11 protein-coding genes are annotated in these 13,142 nt (G+C 52.8%); 6 read left to right on the forward strand and 5 right to left on the reverse strand.

The annotated features are described in order from the left end of the window. Positions 1-1,066, reverse strand: a 1,066-nt coding sequence (locus DZ54_RS0100220; RefSeq protein ID WP_025672698.1) for an O-acetylhomoserine aminocarboxypropyltransferase/cysteine synthase family protein, incomplete at its 3' end; no start/stop codon positions are given. Between the two features lie 143 nt (positions 1,067-1,209). Then, entirely contained in the window at positions 1,210-3,843 is a 2,634-nt protein-coding gene (gene ppc / locus DZ54_RS0100225) for a phosphoenolpyruvate carboxylase (protein ID WP_025672699.1), read from the reverse strand. 560 nt (positions 3,844-4,403) lie between these two features. Between ppc and argC the strand changes: the two genes are divergently transcribed. From argC to argH, 5 genes are all read left to right on the forward strand, one after another. Next, positions 4,404-5,414, forward strand: coding sequence for an N-acetyl-gamma-glutamyl-phosphate reductase (gene argC / locus DZ54_RS0100230; RefSeq protein ID WP_025672700.1), 1,011 nt, complete (start codon positions 4,404-4,406; stop codon positions 5,412-5,414). A 9-nt stretch (positions 5,415-5,423) separates the two neighbouring features. After that, entirely contained in the window at positions 5,424-6,203 is a 780-nt protein-coding gene (gene argB / locus DZ54_RS0100235) for an acetylglutamate kinase (protein ID WP_025672701.1), read from the forward strand. A gap of 63 nt (positions 6,204-6,266) precedes the next feature. Then, complete coding sequence (locus DZ54_RS17665) at positions 6,267-7,178, forward strand: argininosuccinate synthase (RefSeq protein WP_276201964.1); 912 nt, start codon at positions 6,267-6,269, stop codon at positions 7,176-7,178. Between the two features lie 28 nt (positions 7,179-7,206). Further along, positions 7,207-7,473, forward strand: a complete 267-nt coding sequence (locus tag DZ54_RS26585; protein ID WP_276201966.1) for an adenine nucleotide alpha hydrolase family protein — start codon at positions 7,207-7,209, stop codon at positions 7,471-7,473. Positions 7,474-7,514: 41 nt separating this feature from the next. Beyond that, positions 7,515-9,401 (forward strand): argininosuccinate lyase, encoded by a 1,887-nt coding sequence (argH, locus tag DZ54_RS17670; protein WP_025672702.1) that lies wholly within the window; start codon positions 7,515-7,517, stop codon positions 9,399-9,401. A gap of 15 nt (positions 9,402-9,416) precedes the next feature. On the opposite strand, the gene DZ54_RS0100250 is transcribed toward argH, so the two are convergent. The 3 genes from DZ54_RS0100250 to DZ54_RS0100260 all read right to left on the reverse strand — a co-directional run bounded on the left by DZ54_RS0100250 (position 9,417) and on the right by DZ54_RS0100260 (position 12,055). Beyond that, entirely contained in the window at positions 9,417-9,656 is a 240-nt protein-coding gene (locus tag DZ54_RS0100250) for a DUF3624 domain-containing protein (protein ID WP_025672703.1), read from the reverse strand. 162 nt (positions 9,657-9,818) lie between these two features. Beyond that, the gene (locus tag DZ54_RS0100255; RefSeq protein ID WP_025672704.1) at positions 9,819-11,270 is read right to left on the reverse strand and encodes a dihydrolipoyl dehydrogenase; all 1,452 of its coding nucleotides are present in this window, start codon (positions 11,268-11,270) and stop codon (positions 9,819-9,821) included. 53 nt (positions 11,271-11,323) lie between these two features. Then, on the reverse strand, positions 11,324-12,055 hold the full coding sequence (locus DZ54_RS0100260; protein WP_025672705.1) for a glutathione peroxidase: 732 nt from the start codon (positions 12,053-12,055) through the stop codon (positions 11,324-11,326). A gap of 147 nt (positions 12,056-12,202) precedes the next feature. Here DZ54_RS0100260 and oxyR point away from each other — a divergent pair, with 147 nt between their 5' ends. Then, complete coding sequence (oxyR, locus tag DZ54_RS0100265; protein ID WP_025672706.1) at positions 12,203-13,123, forward strand: DNA-binding transcriptional regulator OxyR; 921 nt, start codon at positions 12,203-12,205, stop codon at positions 13,121-13,123. The last annotated feature ends 19 nt before the right edge of the window (positions 13,124-13,142 follow it).

Genomic DNA, 13,142 nt, shown 5'->3' on the forward strand with positions numbered 1-13,142 from the left:
TAAACTGCACCCCTTCATCAAAGCCGCCTTTTAAGCCGAATGACAGCAGTGAGGCCGGTAACCCACCGAGGATCAGTGATTTAGCACGTTCATAATGAGGGTGGCTCGGCTGACCAGCATAGTTTACCCACGCCACTGCAGGATGATTGGCAAGGTAATCTGCGACGGCTTTCGCATTTTCACAGTGCCGCTCCATGCGCAGGCTTAAGGTCTCGAGACCCTGCATCAACATAAAGGCATTCATCGGAGAGAGTGCCGCGCCGCTATTGCGCAGCGGCACCGTCCGTGCGCGGGCAATAAACGCTGCTGGACCAAAGGTGTCGCTATAGATGACACCATGATAGGCCGGTTCGGGCTGGGAAAATTGCGGGAAGCGGGTTTGATGCGCCATCCAATCAAAGGTCCCGCCGTCGACAATCATGCCACCGAGGGTGGTGCCATGACCACCAATGTATTTGGTCAGCGAGTGAACCACGATATCGGCACCGTGCTCAATCGGTTTGCACAGCACCGGCGTCGCCACGGTATTGTCGACCACTAAAGGCACACCATGGGCATGGGCCACCTTGGCAAAGCCTGGGATATCCGCAATGTTGCCGGCGGGGTTACCCACTGATTCGCAATAGACTGCTTTGGTGTTGCCATCGATCAGTGCTTCAATCGCACTGGCATCGTCACTTTGAGCAAAGCGCACTTCAATGCCTTGCTCAGGAAGCATGTGGGCAAACAGCGTATAGGTGCCACCGTAAAGCTGTGGCGTCGCGACAATGTTGTCGCCGGTCTTGGCCAGGGTTTGAATCGCATAGGTGATCGCAGCGGCTCCTGCACTGACGCATAGGCCTGCAATCCCGCCTTCCAATGCCGCCACACGTTGCTCTAGTACATCGTTGGTCGGATTCATGATCCGTGAGTAGATATTGCCCGGCACATCGAGGTTAAACAGGTCAGCGCCATGTTGAGCGTTATCGAACTCGTAGGCCACGGTTTGATAGATGGGGGTCGCGACTGATTTTGTGGTCGGATCGGTCTGATAACCGTGATGAATCGAGAGGGTTTCATCTTTCATGGCAATTCCTTTGCGTTGTTGGCTCGCATCACTGCGGCTTCCATAGTAATAATACTATCAATGTAACAGCAAGCCTAAGACGTGGCTATGGATAAAAAATCCTGATACAAAAAAGCCGCACCCGAAGGTACGGCTGGGAACGACTAACCTGTATTACGTAGCCCGGCAGCAATGCCTGCGATGGAGATCATCAAGGCGTCGTCAAGGGACTGATCCCCTTCTTCAGATTGCCGTGTACGGTATAGCAGCTCGGCTTGCAGCATATTCAGTGGCTCGACATAAATATTACGCAGGCGAATCGCTTCGGCGCCCCACGGGTTTTGCTCCATCAGGTTATCGCTGTTTTCGACCGCCAATACCACTTGAATGTCTTGGCGCAGTTGATCACGTAGCGATTCCCCCAACGGCCAGAGGTTTTCGTCGACCAAACGCTGATCATAATACTTGGCGATATCGAGGTTGGTTTTGGTAAACACCATTTCCAACATGCCTAAGCGCGTAGAGAAAAACGGCCATTCGCGGCACATTTCTTCGAGCTGCGCTTTATTGCCTTTCGCGATGGCATGATCAATGGCTTGTCCGGCACCTAGCCAAGCGGGGAGCAACAAGCGGTTTTGACTCCAGGCGAAAATCCATGGAATGGCTCGTAAGCTCTCAACACCCCCTTGGGGGTTACGCTTAGAAGGACGTGAACCCAGTGGTAACTTACCGAGTTCAAGCTCTGGCGTGGTCGAGCGGAAGTAGGGTACAAACTGCTCATGACCTTGCACGACATCGCGATAGGCTTGGCAAGAAATATCGCTCAAGGTGTCCATCAGCTCACGCCACGCTTGTTTTGGCTCCGGTGGCGGCAGGAGGTTGGCTTCTAATATCGCGCTGGTGTAGAGGTTCAAGCTGTTGACCGCCACATCGGGTAGTCCCAGCTTAAAGCGGATCATTTCGCCTTGCTCGGTCACACGTAGGCCACCTTTTAGGCTGCGTGGTGGCTGTGACAGTAAGGCAGCGTGAGCGGGCGCTCCGCCGCGTCCAACTGTACCGCCGCGGCCGTGGAACAGAGTTAAATCAACACCTTGGTCATCGCATAAATTGACCAGCGCTTCCATGGCACGGTATTGCGCCCAACCGGCGGCCATCACTCCAGCATCTTTGGCGGAATCTGAGTAGCCGATCATCACCATTTGGACGTTCTGGGTAAAGCCTCGGTACCAGTCAATCGCCATCAGCTCGCCAATCACGGATTCGGCGTTGTTAAGATCGTCCAAGGTTTCGAATAGCGGGCACACATCCATGCGGAATGGGCAGCCAGCTTCTTGTAATATCAAATGCACCGCCAACACATCCGAGGCGGTACGCGCCATGGAAATCACATACGCCCCTAGGGCGTTACGCGGTTGTTCTGCAATCACCCGGCAGGTGTCGATCACTTCTTTGACATCGTCCGATGGCGCCCAATCACGGGGCAATAGAGGCCGCTTCGAGGACAATTCACGGATTAAGAAGGCTTGTTTGTCTTGCTCGCTCCATTGCGCGTAATCGCCCATGCCCAGATAACGGGTGACCTCTGAGAGCACATCGGCATGACGGGTGCTTTCTTGGCGAATATCAAGCTTGATTAAGTGAACGCCAAAGCATTGTACGCAGCGGAGCAAGTCCAGTAACTTGCCATCGGCAATAATGCCCATGCCGCACTGATGGAGGGACTGATAACATGCCAGTAATGGCTGCCACAACTGCTGGGTGTCGGTCAGGATGCCTTTTGATGAGGTACGTTCGCCTTTTAGCTTGGCATCCAGATAACTCAAGGTGTGATTGAGCTGACTTCGCAGGGTTTTTAAGATGGCGCGATACGGTTCGTGCGCCTCACCGGCCATCTCCCGTACGATGTCATCACACTGGGTCATCGACAACTCACTGATCAGATCTTGCACATCACGCAAATATAAGTCGGCTGCTTTCCAGCGTGATAAGAGCATTACTTCACGGGTGACGTCACTGGTCACATAGGGGTTGCCGTCGCGATCGCCCCCCATCCAAGACGAGATTTGTACGGGACTGGCATCAATCGGCAGGTTGATGTCCAACTGCCCCTCAAGCTGCTGATCAAATTGGCGCAAAAATGCGGGTACCGCTTGCCACAGTGAGTTTTCAATCACCGCGAAGCCCCACTTGGCCTCATCCAGCGGTGTCGGGCGCTCTTGGCGAATCACATCGGTGTGCCACGCTTGTGCAATCAATTGTTCGAGACGTTTCTCAGTTTTGGCCCGCTCGTCGGCACCCAGATAGTCGCTAAGCTCAAGTTTGGATAGGCATTTATTGATTTGCACCAGATTATGAATGGTGGTGCGACGTGCAATTTCGGTTGGATGTGCGGTCAGGACTAACTCAATTTTTAAATCGGCGATCGCTTTCTGCGCGTCATTGGCATCAATCTCACCTTGGCTGACACGTCGGAGCAGGTTATCAATCGCATCGGGGCTACACTCCAGGGTGTCACATTGGCGCGACACCGTGTGGTATTGCTCAGCGATATTAGTCAGATTCAAAAATTGGCTAAAGGCGCGGGCGACCGGAAGTAGTTGATCTGCAGGCAGGTTTTGCAGCACGGTTTTCAGCTTCGCATGATCATCCTGATTGCCCGCCGCCGCCGATTTTGAGAGCTGACGAATTTCCTCAACTTTTTCTAAAAGTGCGGGGCCATGGGCATCTTGAATGGTATTCCCAAGCAGATGGCCAAGCATACTGACATTGCTTTTTAAGGCAGAGTACTTTTCGTTCATAGCGTATCCATTCTGTAACAAAGTTACATCCTACTGTGACTGTAAAGACCCAATCTAGCGAATGTTGCGCGATCGGGTCGAACTYMRGATTTTGTAAACCAAGGCCTTACGGGTACCGTCGAAATTAGCGCGAAAAGTCGCCTCTGGGTTTGACGTCCATCATAAAGATGATCCGAAAGCTGAAAAAAAGTTTCAACTTCCTTATCAGCCAACATCAAACCGTTGCCGCCGCGCCCACCAACTCGCGGTTAACCGTGAAGCATGACTGTGTCGATTGCATGAATAAATAGAATTGTCGCCATAATATGAATGGATAGACATTAAAAGTGATTTTTTACGCTTTTTAGGCTTGACACTCAAACGGGAACACGATAAAAAATAACCATTCACTATTTATGAATAAAAATATCTATTGAGAGTTACTTCATGACGCCACTCGCTGCTAAACACAACGCCCTTGCCCTTCGACGACGCTAGCCTGCTTTGCGCCGCCCCAGGCTGCGCCCTTGATATCCCACTGCCTAGCAGTACGCCTTAAACACTCATAAAGAGAGACACCCATGACACTTAATACCATTATTGTCGGTGCCAGTGGCTACACAGGCGCAGAGCTTGTCGCCCTTGTCCATCGTCATCCGCAATTGCACTTGGCCGGTCTGTATGTTTCGGCGGGCAGTGACGATGCCAATCGGCCCGTGAGCGAGCTACATGGTCAACTTCGCGGCGTGGTGGATCTGCCACTCACACCGTTGTCGTCGGCGCAAGACGCGGCCAAGCAGGCCGATGTGGTATTTTTAGCTACCGCGCATGCGGTCAGTCATGAATTGGCCCCGGTCTTTTTAGCCCAAGGCTGCGTGGTGTTTGATTTGTCGGGGGCGTATCGGGTGAATCAAGCCGACTTTTACCCTCAGCATTACGGTTTTGCGCATCAATCGCAGAGCTGGCTTGAGCAGGCAGTGTATGGACTGGCGGAATGGCAGAGTGAGGCATTGTCAGCTGCACAGTTGGTGGCGGTGCCGGGCTGCTATCCCACCGCCAGTCAATTAGCGCTCAAGCCGGTGATCGAGGCAGGCTTGCTGGATAAACAGATGTGGCCAGTAATTAATGCCACCAGTGGTGTGACAGGTGCAGGGCGCAAAGCAAGCCTGAGCAATAGCTTTTGTGAAGTCAGCTTGCATGCATATGGGGTATTTTCGCATCGCCACCAACCCGAAATTGCGGCCCATCTCGATGCCCCAGTAATTTTTACCCCGCACCTTGGCAGCTATAAGCGTGGCATTCTTGCCACCATCACGGCCAAATTAGCTCCGGGCGTCACGGAGATCGAGGTACGGCAGACACTGACTCAGGCTTACCAAGATGCGCCGCTGGTACGGGTACTTCCTGCCGGTGAGATGGCCAAGCTGCAAGCGGTGCAGCATACCGGCTTTTGTGACATTGGCTATCAGGCGGGGCATGGGCATCTGATCCTCACCAGTGCAATTGATAACTTACTCAAAGGCGCGGCCAGTCAAGCCGTACAGTGTTTAAACCTCAAGTTTGGCTTTGCTGAAACCACAGCGATTGTCTAGGAGAGACGGATGAAAACGCCATTAGTGATCAAGTTAGGGGGAGCGGCACTGAGCTGCAGTGACACGCTTGCCAAGGTTTTCGGCGCGATCAACACCTATCGCAGTGAGGCTGAGCGTCCGTTAGTGCTGGTGCACGGTGGCGGCTACCTGGTCGATGATCTGCTGAAAAAACTCAACCTCACCAGTGTGAAAAAGCAGGGCTTGCGGGTCACACCTGTCGATCAAATTGATTATGTCACCGGTGCCTTAGCTGGGACCGCGAACAAGCTGCTTTTAGCACAAGCGCGTAAAGCGAACATTAAAAGTTGCGGGTTGAGCTTGGCCGACGGTGGCTTGTGTCAGGTCAGCCAACTTGACCCTGAACTTGGTGCGGTGGGTGAGGCCTTTGCTGGCGATCCCAGCTTGCTAGAAGCAGTACTTGCCGCTGATTGTGTGCCGATTATTAGCTCTATCGGCATTGATGGCCAAGGCGAGCTTTTGAACGTCAATGCCGACCAAGCGGCGGTCGCGGTAGCAACGACCCTCGGTGCTGAGCTAGTGCTACTGTCGGATGTCAGTGGTGTGTTGGATGGCAAAGGCCACCTTCTGCCTTGCCTGACCGAGCTAGATGCCCAGCATTTGAATGGAAAAGGCGTGATCACCGATGGGATGGTGGTCAAGGTAAACGCTGCATTTGTCGCCGCTCGCGATCTGGGTAAACCGGTGGAGATTGCCACCTGGCGTTACCCAGAAAAACTCACCCAACTATTCGATGGCCAGCAAATCGGCACCCGGTTTAGCGCCAGTTAATACAACGTATAACGACGTGACGCAAACCGTCGAACCGTCGCATCATGATTTAAGGAGAGCAAGATGAGCAACGTCAAGAAAGTGGTATTGGCCTATTCGGGTGGACTGGATACCTCGGCTATCATTCCCTGGCTAAAAGAAAACTATGACTGTGAAGTGATTGCCTTTGTCGCTGATGTCGGCCAAGGCGAACAAGAGCTAGAAGGGATTGAACAAAAGGCGATCGCCTCGGGCGCGTCACAGTGTTTTGTCGCCGATCTGAAGCATGAGATGGTGGCTGACTATATTTACCCTAGCCTCAAAACCGGTGCCACTTACGAGGGTAAATACCTGCTTGGTACCTCAATGGCACGCCCTATCATTGCCAAAGCGCAGGTCGAGTGTGCCTTAGAAGTCGGTGCTGACGCGCTCTGCCACGGTTGTACCGGTAAAGGGAACGATCAAGTTCGTTTTGAAAGCACCTTCTCGGCACTGGCGCCGCAGCTTAAAGTGATTGCACCGTGGCGGGAGTGGGATCTCACCAGCGAGAAGCCTTGCTCGATTACTTGGCAGCCCGTGATATCCCTTGCACTGCAAGCCTTGAGAAAATTTATTCACGTGATGCTAATGCCTGGCACGTCTCCACCGAAGGCGGGTGTATTAGAAGATACTTGGACTGCCGCCAACCAAGATTGCTGGGTATGGACGGCTGAACCAGAAGACGCGCCCAATACCCCCGCGTTTGTTACCTTGGCAGTGAACGCGGGTGAAGTGGTCGCGGTAGACGGTGAATCCATGTCGCCTTATGACGTACTGACGCTGCTTAACGATAAAGGTGCTGAGCATGGCGTGGGTCGGATCGATATTGTTGAGAACCGTTTGGTGGGGATGAAATCGCGTGGGTGCTATGAAACCCCAGGCGGCACCATCATCATGGAAGCGCTGCGTGGCGTGGAGCAGTTGGTGTTAGATAAAGAAAGTTATCAAGTTCCGTGAAGAGCTCGGTTTAAAAGCCTCCCACCTGATTTATGATGGGCGTTGGTTTACGCCGCTATGCCAGTCGATACTCGCCGCTGCCAATTCGTTGGCCGCCCCGGTGAGCGGCGAAGTGGTGATCAAACTCTACAAAGGCCAAGCCACCGTGGTACAAAAGCGCTCGACCAACAGCCTTTACTCGGAAGACTTTGCCACCTTCGGGGATGACGATGTCTACGATCAAAGCCACGCGGAAGGTTTTATCCGTTTGTATTCGCTATCTAGCCGGATCCGGACGCTAAACAAACAAAAATAATCCTAATAAACACCCACTGTGAGCAGTAAAGGAGAGACAGCATGGCATTATGGGGCGGACGTTTTAGTCAGGCAGCAGATAAACGGTTTCAAGCATTTAATGACTCACTGCGCTTTGACTATCGCTTAGCTGAGCAAGATATTGTGGGCTCCATTGCCTGGTCGAAAGCCTTGCGCTCGGTGGGTGTGTTAACAGATTGCGAGCAGCAGCAATTAGAGCTGGCACTGAACGAGCTCAAGCTGTCGGTGATGGAAAAACCAGAGCAGATCCTAAGCTCGGAGGCAGAAGACATTCACAGCTGGGTCGAGCAGCAGCTGATCGACAAAGTCGGTGACTTGGGCAAAAAGCTGCATACGGGTCGCTCGCGTAACGATCAGGTCGCCACGGATCTCAAATTGTGGTGTCGCCAGCAAGGGCAACAGATTTTGCTGTCTCTCGATAAGCTCCAGCAGCAGCTGGTGGATGTAGCGGGTCAGCATCATGATACGGTGCTGCCCGGCTATACCCACTTGCAACGCGCACAGCCGGTGACTTTTGCGCACTGGTGTCTGGCCTATCTGGAGATGTTTGAGCGCGATACCACCCGTTTGCAAGATGCGCTCAGCCGCCTGGATACCTGCCCATTAGGCTCAGGCGCGCTGGCAGGGACCGCATATCCGATTGACCGTGATGCCCTGGCTCAAAATCTAGGCTTTAAGCGGGCCACCCGTAACAGCTTGGATTCGGTGTCGGATCGCGATCATGTGATGGAGATGATGTCTGCGGCGTCGATGTCGATGCTGCACTTATCGCGGATGGCGGAAGATATGATCTTCTATAACTCGGGCGAATCGGGCTTTATTGAGCTCGCCGATACCGTGACCTCAGGCTCGTCGTTAATGCCACAAAAGAAAAACCCGGATGCGCTGGAGCTAATCCGCGGCAGAACCGGCCGGGTGTACGGCTCCTTGTCTGCGATGATGATGACAGTGAAAGCCTTACCGCTTGCTTACAATAAGGACATGCAAGAAGACAAAGAAGGGCTATTCGACGCCATGGACACTTGGCACGATTGCTTAGACATGGCTACGCTTTGCTTTGAAGGCATTACCATTCATAAAGACAAAACCTTACAAGCGGCGCAACAAGGGCATGCCAACGCAACCGAGCTGGCCGATTACTTGGTGAGTAAAGGGATCCCGTTTCGTGAAGCGCACCATATTGTTGGCGTGGCGGTGGTCTCTGCCATTGAGCAAGGCTGTGCGCTAGAAGATTTGTCGCTGGCTACTTTGCAGCAATTCTCGCCGGTGATTGAGAACGATGTCTATGCCATGCTCACGATCGAATCGTGCTTGGCACAGCGTCGGGCGCTGGGCGGGGTAGCGCCTGAGCAGGTCAGCTTTGCTATTCAAGAGGCACAAAAGCGATTGGATACGCGCTTTACCCCGAAAGTGACCGTGCGCTCGGCGCGGCTAACGGACCTAGATACCATCGAGGGCATGGTGGTTTATTGGGCCAAACTGGGTGAAAACCTGCCACGCGATCGCCACGAACTGGTGCGCAATATCGGCTTGTTCGCAGTCTCTGAGCATCAGGGCGATTTAACCGGCTGTGGCTCGTTATACATTTACGACTCAGGATTGGCAGAAATTCGCTCACTGGGTATCGAAGCAGGCTGGCAACGCCAAGGCCATGGCACCGCCTTGATGGGGCATTTAATCAAAAAAGCCAAGCAAATGGCGATTGAGCACGTCTTTGTTCTCACACGAGTGCCGGAATTTTTTACCCAATTAGGCTTTACCCCAGTGTCAAAATCACAACTGCCTGAGAAAGTGATGAAAGATTGCGAAATCTGTCCACGCTTCCACGCCTGTGACGAAGTCGCGCTGACCTACCGCATTGCAGGCCCAGCGTCGATCTCGACATTCTCACACGCAGAGATTAAGTGAGAGAGTTAGGCGGCTTCAGGGCCGCTTTTTATTGCGCCGAAATAGATACATCAACAAGTGGAGCGTGAGTAGCGCACTGGCGCTGCCTGCCGCGAACAGCAGTGCAATAGATTCGACTTGCCGGGGGGTGTCGGCATAGCCCCACCACCAAAGTGGCCAGAGTACAGCGCAGATAACTGCCAGTTGCTTCATACAGCGTGTACAACGCCCTAGTTTCTGCTTCCAAATGCCGGATTGACAGTATTGACAAGCCATACGGGGTTCTCTTTGTCTCTGATGGCGGTAGGGTATTGTGGCGTAGTTAGCCGTCGGATACAAAAAAGCCTCCGCGAAGGAGGGCAAAAGGTAAGCAAGTGCTTGGGGAAGCAACAGGCATTGCCTGTAAAGCGCCGAGCGTTCGGCGAAAAGGGCAGTGGATTAGCAGCCTGGGCCGCAGTCCATGCAGTGTTTGATCATCTCTGGGCCGAGTTTGAGCTTGGCGTTAACATCACGCAGTGCGGTACGCACCCCTTCTTCAATCACCGGGTGATAGAAGGGCATATCTAACATTTGCGAAATCGTCATTTGGTTTTGGTGTGCCCACGCCAGCAAGTGTGCCAAGTGCTCGGCATTTGGGCCTATCATTTCTGCACCGAGGAAGCGCCCCGTGCCTTGTTCGGCATAGACATGCAACAAGCCTTTATTGCGCAGCATCACTCGTGAGCGACCTTGGCCTTCGAATGACACAACGCCAATTTCAAAGCAACCACAGGGGCCGAGTCGATCGGTAATCGCTTTATAGCTCTCGCCGACCATTGCGATTTGTGGATCGGAGAACACCGCGGAAAGCTTGCTGCGGCGCAATCCGGCACGAATGTCTTTGCCGCGCCCCGCATTGTCGCCAGCAATACGGGCTTGGTCAGCCGCTTCGTGTAGCAGCGGAATTTGATTATTGGCATCCCCTGCGATGAAAATATGCGGCGCAGTGGTTTGCAAGGTGTAGATATCGGCAACCGGCACACCGCGTGTATCCACCTTAATGCTGGTCGCGTCAAGGTTTAGCTTGTCAACATTGGGGCGACGACCGGTCGCGGCAACCACGTAATCCACCCAACGCAACTGGCTTTCGCCGTTTTTGTCGCGATAACGGATTTGGACCTTATCGCCTTCACGGACCATCTCTTCAACGTTCGCATCGGCGTCGAGATAGAACTCTTCGCTGAAGGTTTTATCGGCATAGGCCATGATGTCAGGGTTGGTTAACGGACCGACTTGGCCGCCAACACCAAACATGGTCATATCGACGCCCAGACGATGTAGCGCTTGGCCGAGTTCGAGGCCAATGACCCCCGGGCCGAAGACGGCCACAGACTCAGGCAAATCATCCCATTCGAAGATGTCATCATTGACCACGAGGCGATCACCGAGGTGGTTCCATGCTTCGGGCCAGCTCGGGCGAGAACCGGTTGCGATCACGATGCGATCTGCTTGGACTTGGGTATGATCGTCAACCATCAAGGTGTGGTCATCGATAAAACGCGCGTAGCCACCCACCTTGTCTGCCGCCGGAATGTCGTCGACACTTTCTAGAACAAAACCAACAAACCGGTCACGCTCGTGTTTGACGCGATCCATCACCTCTCGGCCGTTAATGTGTGTTGTGCCACCGGGATACACGCCGAAACCAGGCGCTTTGTCGATATGATGCGCCGCTTCAGCGGCCGCGATTAACAGTTTGGATGGCATACAACCGACACGGGCACAGGTTGTGCCATAAGGGCCACCTTCAATCATCACCACGTTATCCGTATGTGCTTTTGCGGCACGATAAGCGCCAAGCCCCGCGGTACCGCCACCAATCACAGCCACATCAACCGTTAATGTTTTCATCTTTTTCTCCTGGGAATAAAACGGGCGGCCAAGAATGCCGCCCAAACAGCGGATTACTGATTTAGGAAGGTGTCGAGCTCTTCACTGCCACCAATATGACGGCCACCGATAAATACCTGTGGTACGGTGGCAAGGCCGCTAACTGCACGTAAAGAGACCGTGGTCGCATCTTTACCGAGGATGATTTCTTCAAACTGAAGACCTTGATCAATCAGCGTTTGTTTTGCCTTGGCACAGAATGGACAGCCTGGCTTGCTAAAGACAGTGATCGAGTCTTGCAGTTTGTGCTCAGGCGCGATGTAGTTAAGCATGGTATCGGCATCAGAGACCTTGAACGGGTCGCCTGGTTCATTGGGCTCGATGAACATTTTTTCGACCACGCCGTTTTTCACCAGCATGCTGTAGCGCCATGAGCGTTTGCCAAAGCCAAGATCGTTTTTGTCGACCAGCATGTCCATACCATCGGTGAATTCACCGTTGCCGTCTGGTAATACGTGGACATTATCGGCGTCTTGGTCGGCTTTCCACGCATTCATCACGAAAGTATCGTTGACCGAGACACAGACGATGTCATCGACGCCGTGTTGTTGAAAGACAGAATACAGCTCGTTATAACGTGGCAAATGCGATGAAGAACACGTCGGTGTGAATGCACCGGGTAGGCTGAATACAATCACGGTTTTATTGGCAAAAATGTCATCGCTGGTCACGTCTTTCCACTGATCACCTTCGCGAGTACGGAAGGTAACTTGTGGTACGGGCTGGCCTTCTTTTGTTGCTGTCATGAATCGTTCCTTTTATTTTCGATTTAAGCCGTTAAGCGAGGTGTTGCTCGCTGTGTTTTGATGTATCTAGTATTGCGAAATAACATTGATAGCTCTAATCGCTTAATGCTATGGTTTTGATAGTTATCCCCTATAGAAGAGACGACGATGAACATTCGTGACTTGGAGTACTTGGTAGCGTTGGCTGAACACCGACATTTCCGTAAAGCCGCTGAGGCTTGTTTTGTTAGCCAGCCGACCTTAAGTGGCCAAATTCGTAAACTGGAGGATGAACTCGGCGTCAGTTTACTTGAGCGTACCAGTCGTCGAGTGCTGTTCACCGATTCGGGTATGAGGTTAGTACAGCAAGCACGTAACGTCTTGAGGGAGGTCACAATTCTGACCGAATTGGCCAGCGAACAAGGGGAAAGTATGACGGGTCCCTTACATATTGGTTTTATTCCCACCGTGGGGCCGTACCTGTTGCCCAAAATTATTCCAATGTTGCGTGACCACTTCCCTGATTTAGAACTTTTCATTCATGAGGGGCAGACGCAGCAGTTGGTTCAACAACTGGAAGAGGGCAAGCTTGATTGCATTATTCTTGCCGCAGTAGAAGAAACGCAGCATCTTAAAGAGCTGGAACTCTATGACGAACCGATGCTGCTGGCGGTCAATGAAAAGCACCGGTTAGCCGACTGTGCTGAAGTCGCACTTGATGTGTTAGACGGAGAAACGTTACTGATGTTGGGTGATGGCCACTGTTTGCGCGATCAGGCCATGGGCTTTTGTTTTAAAGTTGGCGCGCGCGAGGATCAACGTTTTCGTGCTACCAGCTTAGAAACCTTACGTAACATGGTGGCAGCGGGGAGTGGCATCACCTTATTGCCTCAGTTGTCTGTGCCCGCGGATAAACGCGATGGCGTGGTGTATATCCCTACGACGTCGCCAACACCTTCTCGGCAAATTACCCTTGATTATCGCCCAGGCTCGCCACTACGTGGACGGTATGAGCAGCTTGCGGACGTGATTCGTGAGCAAATGACATCGATAATGAATGGATTAAGCCACCGCGAACGCAGTCAATAGTATCAAGCCCACAAGGCCC

Origin of the sequence: Salinivibrio socompensis S35, from assembly GCF_000513715.1 — a bacterium.
In the GTDB taxonomy this organism is placed as follows: Bacteria; Pseudomonadota; Gammaproteobacteria; order Enterobacterales; family Vibrionaceae; genus Salinivibrio; species Salinivibrio socompensis.